Source organism: Mycobacterium sp. G7A2 (genome assembly GCF_041902445.1).
GTDB lineage: Bacteria > Actinomycetota > Actinomycetes > Mycobacteriales > Mycobacteriaceae > Mycobacterium.
The window spans coordinates 1273318-1293545 of record NZ_CP169251.1; the positions used below are offsets into that span (position 1 = coordinate 1273318).

General features: G+C 70.2%; 20 protein-coding genes. 11 read left to right on the forward strand and 9 right to left on the reverse strand.

The genetic code is table 11. The features are described 5' to 3' along the window. Nucleotides 1-290 precede the first annotated feature (290 nt). Complete coding sequence (locus ACEWX3_RS06195) at nt 291-1142, reverse strand: hypothetical protein (RefSeq protein ID WP_374158959.1); 852 nt, start codon at nt 1140-1142, stop codon at nt 291-293. Between the two features lie 303 nt (nt 1143-1445). Between ACEWX3_RS06195 and ACEWX3_RS06200 the strand changes: the two genes are divergently transcribed. From ACEWX3_RS06200 to ACEWX3_RS06220, 5 genes are read left to right on the forward strand one after another with little or no spacing between them, the layout of a single operon-like run. After that, nucleotides 1446-2570, forward strand: a complete 1125-nt coding sequence (locus tag ACEWX3_RS06200) for an LLM class flavin-dependent oxidoreductase (RefSeq protein WP_374158960.1) — start codon at nt 1446-1448, stop codon at nt 2568-2570. Next, nucleotides 2567-3718, forward strand: a complete 1152-nt coding sequence (locus ACEWX3_RS06205) for a sulfotransferase (RefSeq protein WP_374158961.1) — start codon at nt 2567-2569, stop codon at nt 3716-3718. The genes ACEWX3_RS06200 and ACEWX3_RS06205 overlap by 4 nt, the downstream gene beginning before the upstream one ends. After that, the gene (locus tag ACEWX3_RS06210) at nt 3718-4962 is read left to right on the forward strand and encodes a DUF1214 domain-containing protein (protein WP_374158962.1); all 1245 of its coding nucleotides are present in this window, start codon (nt 3718-3720) and stop codon (nt 4960-4962) included. Before ACEWX3_RS06205 ends, ACEWX3_RS06210 begins: the two co-directional genes overlap by 1 nt. A gap of 1 nt (nt 4963) precedes the next feature. Further along, nucleotides 4964-5470, forward strand: coding sequence for a VOC family protein (locus ACEWX3_RS06215; RefSeq protein ID WP_374158963.1), 507 nt, complete (start codon nt 4964-4966; stop codon nt 5468-5470). Beyond that, nucleotides 5467-6900 carry a carboxylesterase/lipase family protein gene (locus ACEWX3_RS06220; RefSeq protein WP_374158964.1) on the forward strand — a complete coding sequence of 478 codons (1434 nt, stop codon included), beginning with the start codon at nt 5467-5469 and terminating at the stop codon, nt 6898-6900. The genes ACEWX3_RS06215 and ACEWX3_RS06220 overlap by 4 nt, the downstream gene beginning before the upstream one ends. Before the next feature lie 65 nt (nt 6901-6965). Here the strand turns inward: ACEWX3_RS06220 and ACEWX3_RS06225 are convergent, their stop codons facing one another. The 3 genes from ACEWX3_RS06225 to ACEWX3_RS06235 form a co-directional block, all read right to left on the reverse strand. Next, nucleotides 6966-8129 carry an MFS transporter gene (locus ACEWX3_RS06225; RefSeq protein ID WP_374158965.1) on the reverse strand — a complete coding sequence of 388 codons (1164 nt, stop codon included), beginning with the start codon at nt 8127-8129 and terminating at the stop codon, nt 6966-6968. A 118-nt stretch (nt 8130-8247) separates the two neighbouring features. Further along, nucleotides 8248-8682 carry a cupin domain-containing protein gene (locus tag ACEWX3_RS06230; RefSeq protein ID WP_374158966.1) on the reverse strand — a complete coding sequence of 145 codons (435 nt, stop codon included), beginning with the start codon at nt 8680-8682 and terminating at the stop codon, nt 8248-8250. A 48-nt stretch (nt 8683-8730) separates the two neighbouring features. Further along, nucleotides 8731-9981: a serine/threonine-protein kinase gene (locus ACEWX3_RS06235; protein WP_374158967.1), complete on the reverse strand. Its 1251-nt coding sequence runs from the start codon at nt 9979-9981 to the stop codon at nt 8731-8733. A gap of 135 nt (nt 9982-10116) precedes the next feature. On the opposite strand from ACEWX3_RS06235, the gene ACEWX3_RS06240 reads away from it, so the two are divergent. Together ACEWX3_RS06240 and ACEWX3_RS06245 are read left to right on the forward strand one after the other, a co-directional pair. Next, nucleotides 10117-11115, forward strand: a complete 999-nt coding sequence (locus ACEWX3_RS06240; protein ID WP_374158968.1) for a GNAT family N-acetyltransferase — start codon at nt 10117-10119, stop codon at nt 11113-11115. Beyond that, nucleotides 11112-11942 carry a shikimate 5-dehydrogenase gene (locus ACEWX3_RS06245; protein WP_374158969.1) on the forward strand — a complete coding sequence of 277 codons (831 nt, stop codon included), beginning with the start codon at nt 11112-11114 and terminating at the stop codon, nt 11940-11942. The genes ACEWX3_RS06240 and ACEWX3_RS06245 overlap by 4 nt, the downstream gene beginning before the upstream one ends. Before the next feature lie 4 nt (nt 11943-11946). On the opposite strand, the gene ACEWX3_RS06250 is transcribed toward ACEWX3_RS06245, so the two are convergent. After that, nucleotides 11947-12648 carry an LpqN/LpqT family lipoprotein gene (locus tag ACEWX3_RS06250; RefSeq protein WP_152518489.1) on the reverse strand — a complete coding sequence of 234 codons (702 nt, stop codon included), beginning with the start codon at nt 12646-12648 and terminating at the stop codon, nt 11947-11949. Nucleotides 12649-12725: 77 nt separating this feature from the next. On the opposite strand from ACEWX3_RS06250, the gene ACEWX3_RS06255 reads away from it, so the two are divergent. Both ACEWX3_RS06255 and ACEWX3_RS06260 read left to right on the forward strand, forming a co-directional pair. Beyond that, nucleotides 12726-13430, forward strand: coding sequence for a DUF5642 family protein (locus ACEWX3_RS06255; protein WP_374158970.1), 705 nt, complete (start codon nt 12726-12728; stop codon nt 13428-13430). A gap of 29 nt (nt 13431-13459) precedes the next feature. Continuing rightward, nucleotides 13460-14125, forward strand: a complete 666-nt coding sequence (locus ACEWX3_RS06260) for a DUF5642 family protein (RefSeq protein WP_152518488.1) — start codon at nt 13460-13462, stop codon at nt 14123-14125. Here ACEWX3_RS06260 and ACEWX3_RS06265 read toward each other — a convergent pair. Both ACEWX3_RS06265 and soxR read right to left on the reverse strand, forming a co-directional pair. Continuing rightward, nucleotides 14122-14748, reverse strand: coding sequence for an alpha-ketoglutarate-dependent dioxygenase AlkB (locus ACEWX3_RS06265; RefSeq protein ID WP_207065907.1), 627 nt, complete (start codon nt 14746-14748; stop codon nt 14122-14124). The two genes, ACEWX3_RS06260 and ACEWX3_RS06265, sit on opposite strands and share 4 nt — an antisense overlap. A 33-nt stretch (nt 14749-14781) precedes the next feature. Continuing rightward, entirely contained in the window at nt 14782-15216 is a 435-nt protein-coding gene (gene soxR / locus ACEWX3_RS06270) for a redox-sensitive transcriptional activator SoxR (protein ID WP_152518486.1), read from the reverse strand. Nucleotides 15217-15263: 47 nt separating this feature from the next. On the opposite strand from soxR, the gene arcA reads away from it, so the two are divergent. After that, nucleotides 15264-16472: an arginine deiminase gene (gene arcA, locus ACEWX3_RS06275; RefSeq protein ID WP_374158971.1), complete on the forward strand. Its 1209-nt coding sequence runs from the start codon at nt 15264-15266 to the stop codon at nt 16470-16472. Nucleotides 16473-16561: 89 nt separating this feature from the next. On the opposite strand, the gene ACEWX3_RS06280 is transcribed toward arcA, so the two are convergent. Beyond that, the gene (locus tag ACEWX3_RS06280; protein WP_286182729.1) at nt 16562-18010 is read right to left on the reverse strand and encodes a dolichyl-phosphate-mannose--protein mannosyltransferase; all 1449 of its coding nucleotides are present in this window, start codon (nt 18008-18010) and stop codon (nt 16562-16564) included. 129 nt (nt 18011-18139) lie between these two features. Between ACEWX3_RS06280 and rsmI the strand changes: the two genes are divergently transcribed. Further along, entirely contained in the window at nt 18140-18976 is an 837-nt protein-coding gene (rsmI, locus tag ACEWX3_RS06285) for a 16S rRNA (cytidine(1402)-2'-O)-methyltransferase (protein WP_374158972.1), read from the forward strand. Here the strand turns inward: rsmI and ACEWX3_RS06290 are convergent. Further along, on the reverse strand, nt 18946-20190 hold the full coding sequence (locus ACEWX3_RS06290; RefSeq protein ID WP_374158973.1) for an aminodeoxychorismate synthase component I: 1245 nt from the start codon (nt 20188-20190) through the stop codon (nt 18946-18948). The genes rsmI and ACEWX3_RS06290 overlap by 31 nt on opposite strands. Nucleotides 20191-20228: the final 38 nt, after the last annotated feature.

Below are 20228 nucleotides of genomic sequence, written 5' to 3' on the forward strand. Positions count from 1 at the left end.
ACTCGCGAATCAGAAATCGCAATACAGCGCCCCGGCGCGGAGAGTAAGTGGACAAATCCAAACAAGTGTTCACTGGCGCTGAGGTCGTTGCGAAGGGCAAAAATCCCCGATGACCAGGAGTTTGTGCCGACACAGTGAGCACCCGTTCACCGAGTTGGCGACAGTGGGACTGCGCCACGGCAATGTTTGCGAAAATCGCGTCGATGCGCGTTTCCCGCGATGACGCCGGGTCGATCGGCTAAGCGGTCGGCGTGTCTTTCAGCCCGTCAAAGCCAGGCTGGAACAGCCCGTCAAGCCGGGCTTCGGAGCGTCCTGACCATCTCGTCGATGACTCCGGGCTTCGGGGAGGCGGTAGCGCCCTCCCGCAGAGAGATGAGGAAGACGACGGACCCCTCGACTCCGGGCACCGTTGTGACAACCATGCTGTGAAATGCTCTCGACCCATTGCATTCGTCTGCTGCGATGCCGGTCACCGTCGCCACCCTCTGCACCGCGGGAGACGACCCGATGAGGAACTCGCGTACCGGCCCGAATTCCACATCGGGCACCACGTCGCCTTGGGAATAGATCAGCGGTACGGTCTGCGCTTCCTCGTCGAGTGCGGCTGTGATGTCCTGGTTCGCCGAACCCGTGACACCGGCCATCGCAAGATTCTGTTTCGGGCATACCGGGTTGGCGACCGTGGACACTGCCCCGATCTCGCGAACGACGCACTGGCCCTGGGGGCAGGGCTTGGCCCAGCCTGTCCGGACACCGCATTCCGCGACGGTCCAATCGGGCGGAGCGGCATAGGCCAAGCCGAACCGATTGATCGTTGCGTGCCAGCCGGGTTGTGAAGTCTCGTCAACGGAGGCGGTGTACCCATCACACGTCATCGATGTCCCGGCGACGCTCGGCCCGGGTGCCCCAACGCTGGGTTGAGGCGCCGGCTGAACGGGAGGAGCTGACTGCGTCGGCGCCGACGCCGGTGGAGTGGGATCGTCGCTGGTGAACTGCGCGATCACGATCACGGACAACACGACGATGATCACCACGGCGATCGCCAGGAACAGCCACAGCCACGGCGCCCCGCGTCGCCGTGGAGGCCGATGACCCGGATAGTCGAGTTCAGGAGGTCCCGAAGGTGGCATCGGATAGTTCAAGGGGCCCTCCATCGGTAACGCCGCCGTGTTGAGCTCGCTGCTCGGCTCTGGTGGATTATGCACCTTCGGGTGCTGTCGACCTCGAAGTCGGGATACGTCGCAAGTACTTTCAGCGGCACGTGAATTCTGACCCGGCACGGCAAGGCGAACTCCAGTCGTTGTTAGGTGGGCACACTTTTCCTGCGAGTCGCACTGTCGGCGGTCGACCCTTTCAGTTGCTGGGCGTTCGCCGCGCACGGCGCTGCTGAGCATATGCACAGCATTCGCCAGACGTAGCCCCCATCCTGCGGTAGCTTGCGCTGCATGCCCCTGGAGCTGGCCGCGTTCCTCCGGACCACTCTGCCGCTGGATCTCCGCGCTCTGGACGAGCTCGATGACGGCCGCTACCACTCCATCTGGATGCCCGACCACCTGGTGAGCTTCTGGCCGGACACGATCTGGACGCCAGAGTTCACCGACCTCGCCGAGGTGTCGCCGTCGCCGCACCGCTATCTGGACGTCCTTCCCCTCGCCGGCGCCGTCGCAGCGCGCACCGCACGGACCCGGTTGGCCACCAGCGTCGTGGACACGGTCCGCCGGCACCCGGTGATGCTTGCCCAATCTGCCCTGACGCTGAGCCACCTCTCCGACGGCCGGTTCGTCCTGGGACTGGGTGCCGGCGAGCGAGAGAACCTGGCCCCCTACGGATTCGACGACCGGAAAACGGTGAGCCGATTCGCCGAGGCGGTGCGGCTGATCCGGCTGCTGTGGAGTGCCGGGGGCCCGGTCGATTTCGAGGGTGAGTTCTTCACACTCGAGCACGCCCGGCTGGACGCCGAGCCGCACCACACCGGGCCGCCACCGATCTGGATCGGGGCCAACGGCCCGCGCATGCTGCGACTCGTCGGGGAACTCGGCGACGGCTGGTGGCCCACCGGCAGCGCCGGCCCGGAGACTTTCGCCGCCCAACTCGCGCGCATCCGGGACGCCGCCGAAAAGGCGGGCCGGGACCCCGATGCGATCACCCCGGCGAAAATGGCGGTCTGCCTCATCGGTGAGCCCGACGAACTGGACGTGATCATGCAGCGCCCACTGGTGAAGTCGCTGGTGTTGCAGCTGACGGCCGATGCGTTGCGGGCCGCCGGGTATGACCATCCGATGGGGCAGCGCTGGCGCGGCATCCAGGACATCGACCCGCGTGCCCTGACCCGCGACAGACTGCTGCGACTCGTCGACGAGGTCGACCCCGCCGCGATCCTGTCCGTCGTCCCGCACGGCACACCCAAGCAGATCGCCGAACAGATCGCGGCGTTCGGCCAGGCGGGCGCACGGGTCGTCTCGGTGCTCGACTACAGCGCCATGGCCGGACAGGCCTACGCCGCTGTATCGCCGAACAAGGTGCGCGAGGTCGAGGACGCACTGCTGCGACTCGCAGGAAGCGCCCGATGACAACCCTCGACGCGGACGTCCTCGTCGCCGCAGCGCAGCGCGAGACCGGACTCGGCGACTTGGGTGACGACACCGTACCCGCGCGCGTGGCGCTGGTCGTCGACCGGATCAACGGCGCCCGCCTCGACGACGCCGGCGTGCAGGCGGCCACGGAAACGATCACGGGACTGCTGACCAGCCGGCTGCGTTTCATCGCCGACCATTCCCGCCTGCCCCTTGCCGCAGAACGGATCATCGCGCCGTTGTTCGCCACCGGTGAACCACGTTCGGGGACGACGCTGCTGCACGCCCTGCTTGCCGAGGACAAGGATTCCCGCGCGTTGCGGTTCTGGGAGGTCATGTACCCCTCGCCGCCACCCGGACCGGCCTACGCCGACGACCCGCGTCGGGCCCGGGCCGACGCGGACTGGCGTGAGATCCTCGACCGCATCCCCCCGTGGATCGTCAGCCACCCCTACAACGATCTGCTCGGCGACGGCCTGCCCGAGTGTGAACGCACCTGGGCCTTCGACTTCCGCGCGATGAATCCCAGCGCGTGGTGGCGCGTACCGGTCACGATCCAGAACTTCGCCCAGGACCATCACGCGCAATACACCCTGCACCGCATGATGCTGCAGCACATCCAATACACCCGTCCGCCGAAGCGCTGGGTACTCAAGGGTTTTCACGGCCGCCGTCTGCGAGCCCTGTTCGACACCTACCCGGATGCCCGCATCGTCTGGGTGCACCGCGACCCGGTGCAGGTGCTCGCCTCACAGATCGTGGCGTTCGGCCAGATCAACGAAAGCCTGGCCGGGACACTGGATTGGCGCCGGTACGCGCAGGCCACGATCGAGGGCTCGCGGGCGAACTTTCATGCCTACCTCACCGACCCGTTGGTCGACGACCCGCGTATCCACCACGTCCGCTACCGCGACTTCGTCGCCGACCCGGTCGCGACCATCGGCGGTTTCTACGACTTCGCCGGGGTGCCGTTCACGGACGCGACCGAGAAGGGGATGCGCGACTACCTCGCCGCCAACCGCGGCGATCGGTATGGGAAGTTCCGTTACTCCACCGACGTCCTGCCCGTACCGGTGCACGACCTGCACAAGGAGTTCGCCGGCTACCGGGATCGGTTCGGCATCGACATCGCAGCGAGGCCCTGATGGCCTTCGGGGACAACACAGACGACGAGGCGCTGCGTGCGGCGTGGCACCACTTCTGCGACCGCCTCAAAGCGGCGGGCGACCTCGCCTTCAAGGACACCTCGCCGGCCAACGCCCTGCAACGCGCTGATGCGTTCCGCTACCTGACCCAGAACCTCGGTCAGGCCTACGATCTCGCGCTGGAGACCCGGAACACCCGCTACCCGATGATCCACCCGTTCTGCGGTCCGAGCCGCAAGCTCGGCGGCGACAACGCCGATTTCGTCTACCTGCAGGCCTGGATCGACGGTGCGTCGACCTACCGGATCACCGGCGACCGCGGCACGGCGCGCTTCATCAACTTCACCGTGCAGGGGCCGCGTCCCGACAAGGACGTGTACTACGGCGCCGATCACCCGAACCTGCACGAGCCGTTCGGCGACACCCCCGAGGCGAACCTCACCGGCGACGACCTGGTCACCGAACCCGACGGCAGCTTCGTCCTGCACGTGGGAGGCGATCGGCGAGAACCGAATTGGCTGCCCACCACCCCGGGTTCGCGCAAGCTGTTCCTGCGCCAGGGCTTCGACTCCTGGGCGGAACGCTCGGCGCAGTTCAGCATCGAACGCATCGACATGGATACGCCACGCCCGGTGCCGACGCCGCAGGACGTCATCGCCTCGATGCGCTGGGCCGGTGACTTCCTGACCGGGGCGATGACGGACTGGCCGGACCGCGAACTTCAGATCGGCTCACTGTTCGGCGAACCCGAACCCAACGTGTTTCCCAGCGCACGGTTTTCGGGTACCGCAGAACAACGCGATGCACGGCGCGGCCGGCTCATCGTCACGATGCCATGGCGGCTCGAGCCGGACGAGGCGCTGATCGTCGAGTTCGCCGACCACGGCGAGTTCTGGATGCTGACCAACATGGGTGCGTTCTGGAACAGCATGGACTATCTGTACCGGCCGGTGAGCTACACGCCGAGCAGATCGGTCGTCGACTCCGACGGGCGGGTGCGGCTGGTGTTGGCCCACGACGATCCCGGCGTGCACAACTGGATCGACACCCAACGGTTCGCCGAGGGTTATCTGACCATGCGCGTCATCGGAAGCCGGCAACTGCCCGAGGTGCGGACCGCGGTAGTCCCACGCGCGCAGGTGGACAGCGCCCTGCCGCCCGGCACCTGCCGCGTCACGCCCGACGAACGGGCGGCGCAATTACGGGCCCGCTTCGATGCCATCCGCCGCAGATACAGGATCTGACATGGACCCCACACTCGAGACGCTGGCCGCGTCGGCTTTCGACAACGTCTATCACGTCGGCCACCTGGTCCCCGATCTGCTGCCCGCGATGAAGTCGCTCACCGGCGCCATGCAGATCACCTGGGCGCCGCCGTTCGAGATGCGCAGCGGCTTCACCCGTCCAGACGGCTCCGCCGACGACCAGTCCGTGCGCATCGCGTTCTCGGCATCCGGCCCGCCGTACCTGGAGCTGATCGAGGTCGTCGATGCGGCAGACTCGATCTTCGCCACACCGAAGCTCGGCGGGATGCACCACGTCGGCTACTACGCCCAGCGCTGGCGCGACGACGTCGCACGCCTGCAGGACGACGGCTGGGAGCTGGAGCGCGTCGGTGCCGGTGTGGCGTTCCTGCGTGACCCGCGCAGCGGACTTCGCGTGGAGGTGGTGAGCTTCAAGGGCCGCGATTTCCTCGGCCAGGTGCTCAACGGTGAGATGGCCAGGGCGCACCCCTTGACGGAACGTTCGTGACGGCACTGGCCCACGCCGCGCAGGGGACGCTGCGCGGCGAGATCAACGACGACGTCGTCGTGTTCCGCGGCGTGCCCTACGCCGCCCCGCCGACCGGTGAGCGCCGTTGGCGTCCAGCGCAACTCGCGGAGAGGTGGGCGGGAATACGGGATGCCACGGTATTCGGGCCCATCCCTCCGCAGGCCATCTCACCCGAGCGGCTGGCCAAGCGTGGTCTGACGATGAGCGAGGACTGCCTGACGCTCAACATCTGGACACCCGCAGTCGACGACGCCCGCCGCCCCGTGCTGGTCTTCCTGCACGGCGGCGGGCAGACCCAGGGGCACGGGTCCGCGGCCCTGCTCGACGGATCGCGCCTGGCCCGGCGCGGGGACGTCGTGGTGGTGACGGTGAACTTCCGCCTCGGGGCGCTGGGTTGCCTCTACGCGCCCGACTGGCACGGGTCCGGCTCCACCAATCTGGCACTGCGCGACCAGAAATGCGCGCTGTCGTGGGTACGCGAGAACATCGGCGCATTCGGCGGTGACCCCGATGCCGTCACCGCCGCGGGACAGTCCTCCGGCGCGATCGCGGTGGCCACCCTGATGGCGAGCGGGTGCGACCTGTTCGACCGGGCCATTCTGCAGAGCGGCGGCCTCGAACGCGTGCGCTCCACCGCGGCCGCCTCAGCCGTCGCCGAGCAGTTCATCGGCGCCGTCGGCCGCGCCGGCGAACCGAGCGTCGAGCAGATCCTTGCCGCGCAAGGCGGCATCGACCCCGGATTCGTGCCGCCGCAGGGCCCGTTCCATCCCTGCATCGACGGCGACGTCATCGCCGAACATCCGTTGGTGGTCGCCCGCACGCGTGCCATCCCGGCGATGCCCGTGCTCGCAGGGACGACCCGCGACGAGTGGCGCATCTTCGACGCGACGCTGGACCAGGATGTCGTCACCGAGCGGTACGTCCGGCAGCGAGCGCAGGCACTCGCGGGGCAGGGCCACGATGTCGACGCCGTGCTGGCGGCCTACCGCGCCGACCACAACTCGCTGCGCGACCTCGCCAGCGCACTCGTCACCGACTACCACTTCACCGCGCCCACCGAGCAATTCGTGCGGGCACATGCCCAGCGCGGCAACGCGGTGTTTCGCTACGAACTTCAGTGGCCGTCGCCGCGGCCCGGACTGGGAGCCTGCCACGACTCATGCCTGCCGTTGGTCTTCGGCAACCTGGCCGCCGCGCCGGCGTTGGCCGGCGCCGACGACGCGGCGCGCCGCATGTCGGAGGCGATTCAGCAGCGGTGGCTGGAGTTCATCCGCGGCGGAGAGCCCTGGGAACGTTACGACGGTGCCGGCGGGCCGACGATGCTTTTGGGACCTGAGAGCGGTACCGCCAGGGGGCACCGCGCCGCGCAGCTGGCGATCTGGGAGGACCGCTATCCGGCATACGGCTGATCCGCATCGCCGCGCAGGGCCCGGGCCGGTCACCTGCCACAGCTCTCACCAAAATCTTTTGGCGCTCAGCGCTTCCTGAGCAGCACGGCCGGCGCGATGACCATCGCCATCACTGCGCCGAGCGCGGCCAGCCAGGTGAAACCGGCTGCCGCAACGATGAATCCGGAGGCGAGCCCGCCCCCGGCGCCCGCGACGGCGATGAACACGTCGACGGTGCCCTGGGTGCGCGCGCGGGTGGCCACCGGGGTGTTGTTCGTGATCGCCGTCGTCCCGGCCACCAACCCGAGGCTCCACCCGAACCCCAGCAGTGCCAGCGCGACGGCGAGCAGCGGCACCGACTGCGGCGGGGCGACAGCCGCGGTCACCCCGGCCGCCGCCAACACCGCCGCAGCGAGGATCCCGACGACCGTCACCCCGAAGCGGTCGACGAGCGCACCGGAGATCGGCGCGGGCAGGTACATCGCTGCCACATGGATCGAGATGACCAGCCCGGCGGCGGACAGGGCATGGTGATGGTGCTGCATGTGCACCGGGGTCATGGTCATGATGGCGACCATCACCAGCTGGGTGACCACCATGACCACTGCGCCGGCGACCACGGCGGCGCGGTTGACGGACGTCGGCCCGTCGTCGTCCTTCCGGTCGGGCGCGTCGCCGGCCACGCCCGGCCCGGGCAGCGACGCCGCCAACGTGAGCGGGTCAGGACGAAGCCACGTCGCGATGACGGCCGCCGCCGACCCGTAGGCCAGCGCCGCGAGCAGGAACGGCCCGGCCAGCCGCGGCACATCGATCGCCGCGGCGACGTCACCGAGCACGCCGACGAGATTCGGGCCGGCGACCGCGCCGACCGTGGTGGCCACCAGCACGGTGCTGATGGCCCGGGCGCGATGATCGGGCTGCGCCAGGTCAGCGCCGGCATAGCGGGCCTGCAGGTTGGTGGCGGTGCCCGATCCGTACACCAGCAGCGCCACGAACAGCAGCGCCACGTTGTCGAGCACCGCTGCCGCGACGATGCCCAGACTGCCGATCGCGCCGGCCGCGTAGCCGGCCGCCAGCCCCGGGCGCCGGCCCCACCGCTGCGACAGCCGGCCCACCGCCAGCGCCGCGCCGGCGGACCCGAACGTGAACAGCGCGCTGGGTAGGCCGGACCACCCTGTCGAGTCGAGCATGTCCTGGGCGAGCAGGGCGCCGACGGTGATCCCCGCGGCCAGGCCGGCTCCGCTGCACACCTGGGCGATGACCAGGACGGTGAGTGTGCGCTTCTGCGCGCGGGCGATGTGATCGAGCCCGCTCGCCGGATTCGCTGCCTCCGGTAGGCCGTCGGTGGTGGACAGGCTCGGCTCCGGCCTAGGGCTCGCTGCCGGGCGGGGGAGTGCCGATCAGCACCGCGCTCAGCCGCGCCCCGTCGGGTCCGGCCCGCCACGCGTGATCCACACCGGCGAGCACCACGAGATCACCGGCGTCGAGCGGGTGGGCACCGTCATCGAGCACCAGTTCGACGCTGCCGGAGAGGACCGTCTGCAGGTCGAGGGTGTCGGTGTGGTGCATCGGGGTTTCCGAACCGGCGCCCAATTCGACCACCATCCACCGCGCCAGACCCGGCGCGATGCCCTGGTCGATCAGCGGCGCCGACCCGCCGGCTCGGGCCGGCGGCGGGCAGGTGGCGGTGGCGAACGGGATGCCCATCGCGAATCCGGGGGCCAGCTGGTCGAGCGTCAGCTCACCGTCGCTGACGACGCAGGATCTGCCGTCCCCGTCGACTCCGGTGATCACCGTGCGCATGCGTCGTCCTCTCGTCGGTCCTTGCGGATCGTAGCGACGCCGCGGAGTTCAGTCGTCGTCCTTGCCCTTGCCGTGTCCCCGGCCGCTGCCGTTTCCGTTGCCCGTGCCGTTTTCGTTCTTCTTGCCCGGCCCCTCGCCGGTGAACGCGGGCCTCTGGGGCTGGTCGACGACCGGGGGCTGGTCGACGACGGGCGCCGTCTGTGGGGACGGTGGCGGGGGTGGGGCCACCGGGGTGCTGGTGCCGGCCGGTTCCGCGGGAGATGTGGCGGGCGACGCCGAATTGAGCACCAGCGCGAGAACCGAGACCATCAGTGCCACCGCCACGCCCGCGGCGGCCAGCAGTGCCGTGCGAGTCGTTGCCGGCCCACGGCGACGTGGCGGTACGTAGAAGCTGGCCGACGGTGCGGCGACGGTGCCAGGAGGAGGCTGCACTGTGGTCAGCGGGCGCGTGCCCGGCGGTGCCGGCGGGGCACCGGCCGTCAGTGCCGCGGCATCCCCGGCGGCGGCGGCGCGCATCTGTTCGGCAGTGGCGAACCTCTGCCGAGGATCGCGCGCCATCGCCCGGTCGATGACGCCGGTCAGTGCGGGGCCGAGCTGCGGCCGCAGGCGCGCCAGCGGCGGTGGCGGGGTGTCGATGATGGCGCGGGCCAGGGCCGCCGGGTTGTCGTGCGGGAACGCCCGCCGCCCCAGCACCGCCTCGTAGGCCAGCACCGCCACGGCGTACAGGTCGTCGGCAACCGAAGCCGGAGCGCCCGCCACCCGCTCCGGGCTCATGTAGGCCATCGTCCCGATGATCTGGCCATTCATGGTTTGCGCGGAGCCCGGCGTCTTGGCGATGCCGAAGTCGGCCACCTTGACCGTCTGGCCGTCGGGGGACAGCAGGATGTTGCCGGGCTTGATGTCGCGGTGCAACACGCCGGCACGGTGAGCCACCGTCAGCGCCCCGAGCACCTCGTCGAGCAGCGCATGGACCCGCGCCGGCGGCATCGGTCCGCGGGCGATGACGTCGGCCAAGGTCGTGCCGGGCAGCCGCTCCATCACGATGAACGGTATCCCGCCGTGCTCGCCGCGGTCGTGCACCGCCACGATGTTCGGGTGGGTGAGCCCGGCGGCTGCGCGGGCCTCGTCGTCGAAGCGGCGCCGCAGATCGGGCTGCTCGGTGAGCGTGGGGTGCAGCAGCTTGATGGCGACTGCGCGGTCGAGTCGGGTGTCCCAACCGTCGCGGACCTCAGCCATCCCGCCGCGGCCGAGAACTCCTCGTAGCTCGTAGCGGTCGGCGAGCAACTCGCGACCGTCCATACCGGAAAAAGTAGCCGATCGCCTGGGCGGGCAAACGCACCGCGGAGCACCGATCCGCGACGCAGGTCACGTTGGGTCGCCGGCGACCTGCGGATTACCTTGCCGGACGCAGTGATCCCGCCGTAGCCTCGGATCGTGTCCGGCCTGACCGTTGTCCGAGCGGAGGACCTGGCCGGCCTGGGTGTTTTCGCCGGCGTGCCAGTCGAGGCGCTCATACCGCTGGCCGCCGAGTTGCGCCCGCTGTCCGCCTCGGCAGGACAGGTGCTGATGCAGCAGGGTGAGCTGGCGGTGTCCTTCCTGTTGATCGGATCGGGCCGGGCCGAGGTGAGCCACACCGGCGCCGACGGGCACGACACCGTCGTCGAGGTCGCTCCCGGCCTGATCGTCGGCGAGATCGCATTGCTCCGGGACGCGCCCCGGACCGCCACCGTCATCGCGACCGAACCGCTGCACGGGTGGGTCGGCGGCCGCGAGGCATTCGCGACGATGCTCGGAATTCCCGGTCTGATGGACCGGCTGGTGCGCACGGCCCGCCAGCGCCTCGCGGCGTTCGTCACTCCCATCCCCGTGCAGGTCGGCGACGGCACCGTGCTGTATTTGCGCCCCGTCCTGCCCGGCGACAACGAGCGCACCATCAACGGACCGATCGAATTCTCCGGCGAGACGCTCTACCGGCGCTTCCAGTCGGTGCGCACCCCGTCGAAGCGGCTGATGGCTTATCTGTTCGAGGTCGACTACCTCGAACACTTCGTGTTCGTGTTGACCGACGGCCCCGACGGTCCGGTGGTGGCCGACGCCCGGTTCGTCCGTAGCGGTGACGACCCGACCGAGGCGGAGATCGCGTTCATCGTCGGTGACGACTACCAGGGCCGCGGGATCGGCACGTTCCTGATGGGCGCGATCTCGGTGGCCGCGGAATACGACGGCGTGCAGCGGTTCACCGCGCGAGTGCTCGCCGACAACCAGCCGATGCGCGCCATCCTCGACAAGTTCGGCGCCCGATGGCACCGCGATGACCTCGGCGTGGTGACCACCGTCATCGACGTACCGCGGACTGCCGATCTGGACTTCAGCCCCGAGCTGGTCGGCCAGCTGAGGGGCGTGGCCCGCCAGGTGATCCGGGCGGTCGGATGAGCCGCCCGCCGCTGAGCAAGGACACCCGGTTGTGCATTTCGCTGGCCCGGCGGCCGAGCAACATCGGTACCCGTTTCCACAACCATCTCTACGAGGTGCTCGGGTTGGACTTCCTCTACAAGGCTTTCACCACAACCGACATCGCCGCCGCGATCGGCGGGGTGCGCGCCCTGGGCATTCGCGGATGCTCGGTGTCGATGCCGTTCAAGGAAGACGTTCTCGGTCTCGTCGACACCGTGGAGCCGTCTGCTGCCAGGTTGCGGTCGGTCAACACGATCGTCAACGACGACGGCAGGCTCACCGCGTCGAACACCGATTACCTTGCGGTGCAACAACTCATCGATGACCGTCGACTCGATCCCGGACAGACGGTGGTGATCCGCGGTAGCGGCGGGATGGCCAGCGCGGTCGGAGCGGCGTTCGCCGACAGGGGTTTCGGTTCCGGCACCGTCGTCGCGCGCAACCGACATGCCGGACCGGCGCTGGCCGAGCGGCTCGGTTACGAATTCGCCGCCGACAGTTCCGGGCCCTGTCGGCACGGCGCCGAGATCCTGATCAACGTCACGCCGATCGGCATGGCCGGGGGCAGTGAAGAACACGACACGGCGTTCGCCGACGACGTCATTGCCGGCGCGCACACCGTGTTCGACGTCGTCGCGCTGCCCTCGGAGACGCCGCTGATCGCGGCCGCGCGCGCCGCCGGTGTCCCGGTGATCACCGGCGCCGAGGTCATCGCCCTGCAGGCGGCCGAACAGTTCGAGCGCTACACCGGCGTCCGGCCGACGCCCGAGCAGATCGCCGAGGCGTCACGGATCTCGCGCGCCTGAGAGATCAGGGAACGATGGTGGCCTGTTCGTCGATCAACGACGTCGCCTCGATCAGCGCTCCCTGCTGCGCCTCCGGGCCGTCCGCCTTGACGTTGAGCACGTAGACGCCGTCCTCGGCCGGGATCACCACCGTCTTCTGCGCGATCATCCGGGTGGTGCCGTCCTTGGTGTAGAACCCGCCGATCAACGTCGCGTCGAAGCCGGCCAGGTCGCTCGGCTGCCCGGTGTTCATCCCCTGGAACTCCGGCATGTTCTGGACGTCGGCGGGGGCGTATTCCATGATCTTGGCCTGGTCGACCTCGCCGGTCAGCTTCGACATCGTCGCGATCAGGGTCGGCGGGTCGGCGGCAGCCGCCGGGTCTGCGGTGAACACCATGGCGCGGTAGGCCCCGGGTGGGCTCTGGTCGCCCATGTCCTCCCAGCCCTGCGCGATGGGCAGCGTCACCGCCGGTGCGTCCGGGTCGTCGGGCAGGACGGGAGTCTGGACGATGTCGTTCTGGGCGACGTACTCGTCGATCGTCATCGTCGGGCCGGATTCGGGGCCCGCGGCCTGGGCCGACGTGGTCGGCGCTGCGCTGGTGGTTTCGGTGCTCGGCTCGGTGGTGGCCGAACCCTCGGTCGCGGTGTCCGACGCGCAGGCGGACAACCCGACCGCGAGGGCGACGGCAGCGGCGGCGACGACGCCGGCGCGCATGGAGGTGCTCATGTCAGCGCAGCATAGCCGCAGCACCGACGCCGGTGTTGCAGCCAGCCACACAGAGTTCGCCGTGATATCAACGGCCTGTGAGGCTGCCCCCGCCGGCTGCGCTGGTTGCACTCGGGATGGTGTGCGCCGGGTGTGCCGGAACGCCGGAGCCCACGCCCTCGGCGGACACGACGGCGCGGGACCTCACCGTCGAACCTGCCCGTATCGACCGCGCCCGCCACGCGCTCCCGCCGGGCTACGAGGTCGCCTCCTACACCGGCGCGCCGACACCGCTGGCGGTGTGGGGGTTGGCCGGCCCGGTCGAGGCGCAACCCGCGCAGTGCGTCGAGCTGGCTGCCCCGCCCGTGCGTCCCGACTCGGCGCAGGGCTGGTCGGCTTCGGGGCCCGGCGGCATCATCTACGCGGTCGTCGCCGCTGCCGCGCCCGGTCCGCTCGTCACCGACGCGCCCGGCCCGCCCGTGACCGACGCGCCCGGCCCGCCCGTCGAGGCGGCGGCCTGCCGGTCCTGGACGGCGACGGCCGGACACACCAGCGCAACGGTGCGCGAGCTGCCGGCCCCGGCCCTGGAGGCGGCCCACACCGTCGGGATGGCCACCGCGGCGACCACCGTGGTCGAAGGCGGAACCGAGACCCGCGCCGAGGCCGACACCTTCGTCGCCCACCTCGGACAGTTCGTCTGCTTCGTCGCGCTGGTCACCGATCCCGGCTCGGCGTACCCGCGCCTGGATGCGGCGTTCGCGGCCGACCTGCTGGTGGAAACCGTGTCGGCGCTGCGCAGTTGAGCAGCTCCGCGCGGGTACATTTGGCGGCGATGTCGAACCCGAAGCTGACCGTGCCGGCCCTGAGCGCGTGCGCGGTGCTGCTGGCCTCGTGCGCGGCAAGCCAACCCGATCTGGCTGACGCCGACATCGCCAACATCGCGGGCATCGAGGACTCGTTCGGTCCGCCGTTCACGGCCAGCACCGTCGGCCCGGCGGCCATCGACCCGCGGCTGCTGGGCCCGCAGACGCTGCCCGAGGGGCTGACGTTCGACCCGGCCGACTGCGGCAAGCTCGCCAACGAGCGGACCCTGCCGCCCGACGTCCAGGGCAACATGGCCGCGACCACCGCCGAAGGGGACGGAGTCCGCTACATCGTGATGGCCGTGGAGACCTCGGAGCCGGTGCCGGTCAACCGCCCGAGCGACCAGTGCCAGAAGGTCACCTTCACCGGACCGGGCATCCGCGGACTGGTCGAGGTCATCGAGGCCCCGCAGATCGAGGACACCGAAACGGTCGGAACCCACCGCGTGCTGCAGACCACCACCCAAGCCGGACCGCGCACCGGTGAGCTGTACAACTACGTGGCGAACTTCGGGCCCTTCATCGTCATCGTCACCGCCAATCCGCTGGTCGTGCCGGACCAGCCGGTCGCCAGGGTCGACACCGGGCGGGCCCGCGACCTGGTGACGCGCGCGGTGGAGCTGGTCAAGGGCTAACGCACGTTGTGCGGCCGGAACTGGATGCTGATGCGGGGTCCGGTGGGCCGCGCCGTCTTGGGAATGCAGTGCTCCCAGGTGCGTTGACAGGATCCACCCATCACCAGCAGGTCGCCGTGGCCGTGCCGCAACCGTAGCGCCGGCCCGCCGCCGCGCGGACGCAACGCGAAAACCCGTGTCGCGCCGAGGCCGACGATGGCCACCATGGTGTCCTCGGTACTGCTGCGTCCGATCGTGTCGCCGTGCCAGGCCACGCTGTCCTCACCGTCGCGGTACAGGCACAGCCCCGCAGTGACGAACGGCTCGCCGAGCTCACCGGCGTAGGCGTCGTTGAGGCGGCGCCGCAGCTGCTTGAGCCGAGGATGCGGGGGCGGATCCGCCGCATCATTGCGAAAATCCACGAAGCTGACCAGCCGCGGCACATCGAGCACCCGGTCGTACATCTGCCGGCGCTCGGCGCGCCAGGGCACGGTGTCGCGCAGCTCGTCGAACAGGGCTCCATCGACAGCGTCGCTCGCGCCGTCCTGGGCGAGCCAACCCGACCGGACCTCCAACCAGGCGCCGTGGCCGAGCTCGCGACGCTCGGAGTGGTCGAACAGTGAGCTTTGCAGGGCCTGCTGCATGCCCGGCAGTCTATCGCACAGGCGTTCGATATCTCAGAGGCGGACGGCGCCTGGGCCCTCCTCGGCGAGTGCGTCGCCCGGGTTGGCCAGCGCGCAGACCTTCAGGCTCAGGCAACCACATCCGATGCATCCAGCCAGGTTGTCGCGCAACCGCTGGAGATGGACGATGCGCTCGTCGAGGTCGGCCCGCCACGCCGCCGACAACCGCGCCCAATCCTTGCTGGTGGGGGTCCGGTCTGCGGGCAGCGTGGCCATCGCTTCCCGGATGCGGGCCAGCGGGATGCCCAAGCGCTGCGACATCCGGATGAACGCCACCCGGCGCAGCATGTCGCGGCTGTAGCGGCGTTGGTTGCCGCTGGTGCGCCTGCTGGTGATCAGGCCCTCCCGCTCGTAGAAGTGCAGCGCGGACACCGCGACCCCGCTGCGCAGCGCCATCTCGCCCGGTGTGAGTTCCTGGGCCCGGTCCATGACCTAAACCATAGTTGAGGTGGGGGTTTGGGGTTACTGTGCTAGCTGTGACAGGCGCTGCGCTGGGGTGTGATTCGGAGGTCGGCACGCTGCGGGTGGTGATCCTGCACCGGCCGGGTCCGGAGTTGCAGCGGCTGACCCCCCGCAACAACGACACACTGTTGTTCGACGGTCTGCCGTGGGTGGCCAAGGCGCAGGAGGAACACGACGCGTTCGCCGGGCTGCTGCGTTCCCGCGGGGTCGAGGTGCTGCTGCTCGGTGAGCTGCTGACCGAGGCGCTGGCCCACAGCGGTGCGGCCCGTATGCACGGCATCTCCGCGGCGGTGAATTCGCGGCGTCTCGGCGTGCCGCTGGCCCAGGAACTGTCGGCGTATCTGCGGACCCTCGACGCTCCGTCGCTGGCCCACGTGCTGACGGGCGGGATGACGTTCGACGAGTTGCCCTTCCGGGAGGGGGAGCTGTCTCTGGTGCGCCGGATGCACCACGGCGGCGACTTCGTCGTCGACCCGTTGCCGAACCTGTTGTTCGCCAGGGACTCGTCGGTCTGGATCGGGCCGCGGGTGGCGATCACGTCGCTCGCGCTGCCCGCCCGGGCCCGGGAGACGTCGCTGACGGACCTGATCTACGCCCACCATCCGCGTTTCCTGGGCACCAGGCGGGCCTACGAATCGCGCTCGGCCCCGGTGGAGGGCGGCGACGTACTGCTGCTCGGGCCCGGCGTCCTCGCGGTCGGGGTGGGGGAGCGCACGACACCGGCGGGGGCAGAAGCGCTGGCCCGCAGCCTGTTCGACGACGGCCTCGCCCACACCGTGTTGGCGGTGCCGATTGCGCAGGAACGCGCGCAGATGCATCTGGACACGGTGTGCACCATGGTCGACACCGACGCGGTGGTGATGTACCCGAACATCGTGGACACGTTGACCGCGTTCACCATCCGGCGCACCGGCTCGGGGGTGAAGATCGACAACGCGGCGCCGTTCGTCGACGCCGCGGCCGACGCGATGGGCATCGGCAAGCTGCGCGTCATCGACACCGGCCTGGACCCGGTGACCGCCGAGCGCGAGCAGTGGGACGACGGCAACAACACGCTGGCGCTCGCGCCCGGGGTGGTGGTGGCCTACGAGCGCAACACCGAAACCAATGCCCGGCTGGCCGATTCGGGCATCGAGGTCCTGCCGATCGCCGCCTCCGAGCTCGGCACCGGCCGCGGTGGGCCACGCTGCATGTCGTGCCCGGCCGCCCGCGACCCGCTCTAGACATGGGGGAGTGCGCGAACGTGCATTCCCGGTAGCGTCGGCGCCTCCGCGGCTACCGTTCGAGCACTGTGGTGACGTCCGGCGAAAACCTATCGCCAGGATGGCAGCCAGATCTGCATGTTCCACGTGTGCTGCGAGATCGGCAGCCCCGTCAGGATCGGATACAGCCACGCGAAGTTCGTGATCACCAGCGCCACATAGCAACACGCCACCAGCAGGCCCAGCGTTCGTCGCTCGGCGTTCTGGCCCGGCTTGTAGAGGATGTCGCCGAGGATCAGCGCGATGATCATCACCAGGAACGGCGCCATCGTCGCGGCGTAGAAGAAGTACATCTGCCGGTCGATGTCGGCGAACCAGGGCAGGAAGCCGGCGCTGTAGCCCACCAGCAGCACGGCATAGCGCCAATCCCGCTTCACGAACGCCCGCCACAGCGCCCACCCCAGCACCGGCACCGCCAGGAACCACATTGCCGGGGTGCCGACCAGCATGACGGCCTTCACGCAGGACTGCGCCCCACAGCCGGACACGTTCTCGGAGTCGATCGCATACAGCACCGGCCGCAGCGACATCGGCCACGTCCACGGCTTGGACTCCCAGGGGTGGTGATTGCCGTCGGCGTTGGTCAGACCGGAATGGAACCGGTACGCGCCGTAGGTGTAGTGCCACAGCGAGCGCAGCGCGTCGGGGATCGGCAGCACGCTGTCCGGCCCGATCGAGCGGCCCACCTCGTAGCGGTCGATCGCGGTCTCGGAGGCGAACCACGGCGCGTAGGAGGCCAGGTACACCCCGAACGGGATCAGCACCAGGGCGTAGAGCGCCGGTCCGACATCGCGGCGGAACGTCCCCAGCCACGGCCGCGGCACCCGGTACTGCTTGCGGGCGGCGACGTCGAAGGCCACCGTCATCAGGCCGAAGAACATCACGAAATACAGGCCGGACCACTTGGTGGCGCACGCCAGACCCAGCAGCACGCCCGCGCCGAAACGCCACCACCGCACGCCCAGCCGTGGCCCCCACACGGTTTCGTCGATCCGCCCGTCGAGCAGCGCCTTGTGCATGCGGTCGCGGATCTGGTCGCGGTCGACGATCAGGCAGCCGAACGCCGCGACCACGAACACCGTCAGGAAACCGTCCAGCAGCGCGGTGCGGGCGGTGACGAAGCTGACGCCGTCGGCGATCAGAAGCAGCCCCGCCACGCCCCCGATGAGCGTGGACCGGCTGATGCGCCGCGCGATGCGCACGACCAGCAACACCAGCACGACACCACACACCGCGCCGGAGAACCGCCACCCCAGCCCGTTGTAGCCGAAGATGGCCTCCCCGATCGCGATGAGCTGCTTGCCGACCGGCGGGTGCACCACCAGGCCGTAGCCGGGGTTGTCCTCGACGCCGTGGTTACCCAGCATCTGCCAGGCCTGCGGGGCGTAGTGCTTCTCGTCGAAGATCGGGGTGCCCGCATCCGTGGGCGAGCCGAGGTTGAGGAATCGGGTGATCGCGGCCAGCGCGGTGATCACCGCGGTCATGGCCCAGCCCTGCATCCGGTCCAGCGGTCCGAAGTCGGCCACCGGAGTCACCGGCCCCGGGCTGATCACCGGAGCCGCGGGCGGGCTGGCAACGCGTTCTGCGGCCGGGGCGGCGGTCACGACAGCGATCGTAGGCTGTCGGACATGACTGCCGGTCGACTGCTCATCGGCGCCACGCCGCTCGGACAGCCGTCGGACGCCTCGACGCGGCTGGTCCGCGCGTTGGGCAGCGCCGACGTGATCGCCGCCGAGGACACCCGCCGTGTGCGGGTGCTGGCCCAGGCGCTGGAGGTCCGGCTCGCCGGCCGGGTGGTCAGCGTCTTCGATCAGAACGAGGCGTCGCGGGTGCCCGCGCTGCTCGACGACATCCGCGCCGGGTCGACGGTGCTGCTGGTCAGCGACGCCGGCATGCCGATGATCAGCGACCCGGGATACCGGCTGGTGACGGCCTGTGTCGAGGCGCAGCTGCCGGTGCAGTGCCTGCCGGGACCGTCGGCGGTGACGACGGCGCTGGCGGTCGCCGGACTGCCGGCCGACCGGTTCTGTTTCGAGGGGTTCGCCCCGCGCAAGCGGTCCGCCCGCAAGACCTGGCTGGCCGGGCTGGCCGGCGAGCAGCGCACCTGCGTGTTCTTCGAGTCACCCCGGCGGCTGGGCGACTGCCTGCGCGACGCCGTGGACGTTCTCGGGCCGGACCGCCGCGCCGCGGTGTGCCGCGAGCTGACCAAGACGCACGAGGAGGTGGTCCGCGGCACGCTCGCCGAACTCGCCGACTGGGCGGCCGACGGGGTGCTGGGGGAGATCAGCGTGGTGCTGGCCGGAGTGGTCCCGTCAGCGGACCCCGAGTCGTTGGTCGAGGAGGTCAACCGGCTCGTCGGTGCCGGCATGCGCGTCAAGGACGCCTGCGCGCAGGTCGTCGAGGCCACCGCGGGTGCCCCGTCCAAGCGCGAGCTCTACGACGCCGTCCTGCGCTCGCGCGGCTGACCCTCGCCGAGGATCGGGGCCGCCTTGTGCAGGCACTCCTCCCACTCCCGACCGGGGTCCGAGTCGGCGGTGATCCCGCCCCCGACGCCCAGCACCGCGGCGCCGTCGGCGGTGATCTCGACGGTGCGGATGGCGACGTTGAGTTCACAGCCGGCCACCGGTGAGGCCAGGCCGACCGTGCCGCAGTACACGCCACGGCGGCCGGGCTCCCAGGCGCGCAGCAGCTCGCGGGCCCGGTCTTTTGGCGTGCCGGTGACCGACGCCGGCGGGAACGTCGCCGCCAGCACATCGGACATCGACACGTCGACGGGCACCTGCGCGGCGACCGTCGACACCAGGTGCCACACCCCCGGCGCCGGGCGTACGGCGAGCAGTTCGGGCACGGTCACCGAGCCGGTCCGCGCGACGCGGCCCAGATCGTTGCGCACCAGGTCGACGATCATGATGTTCTCGGCGACATCCTTGACCGAGGCCCGCAGCTGGGCCGGGTCGGCGTCGGCGGGCAGGGTGCCCTTGATCGGACTCGACCGCGTGGTTTCGCCACAGCGGCTGAGAAACAGCTCCGGGGACAACGACGCCACCGCACCCCAGTCACCGGCCAGGTAGGCGGCGCGGGCGGGCGAGGTGCGTGTCACCGCGTCGACGAAGAAATCAGCGGCGTCGCCGTGCAGCGTGCCGGTGAACTGGGTGCACACGCACGCCTGATAGACCTCGCCGGCCGCGATGGCCTCCAGGCACTCCCGTACCCCGTGCTGGTGCGCGGCGCGGTCGGCGCCGGCCCAGGTGATGGAGGCGTCCCGGCGCGCGGCCGGCGCATGCAACGCGTCGCGCACCCACCCCGGACACCCTGTCCCGGTGAGGCTTTCGTGCCACCACACGCCGTCGGCGTCGCAGCGCAGCACCGTCTCCGACCAACCGCCGGCGGCCTCCGGGATGCGCGGGCCGCGGCCGTCGGCGCCGCCGTCGGGGTACGACAGGTAGCCGAACCAGCCGCCGCCGACCGGTCCGTCACAGCGACCGCCCGGCGGTGCGGCGAAGACGTCGCCCGGTGTCACCGCCGACGCGCTCAGGCTGGGGGCGATGACCGCGCGAGAGCCGAACCACTCGCCGATCAGCGCGGCCGGTGGCGGCAGGCCGAGCCGGCCGGTCGCGGTGGCCAGCGCCCGCAGCACCGACGGGCCGTCGCCCAGGTCGCCGAGCCGCTCGATACGCACCGGTCAAGCCTGACAGACGTCAAGCGCGACAGATACCG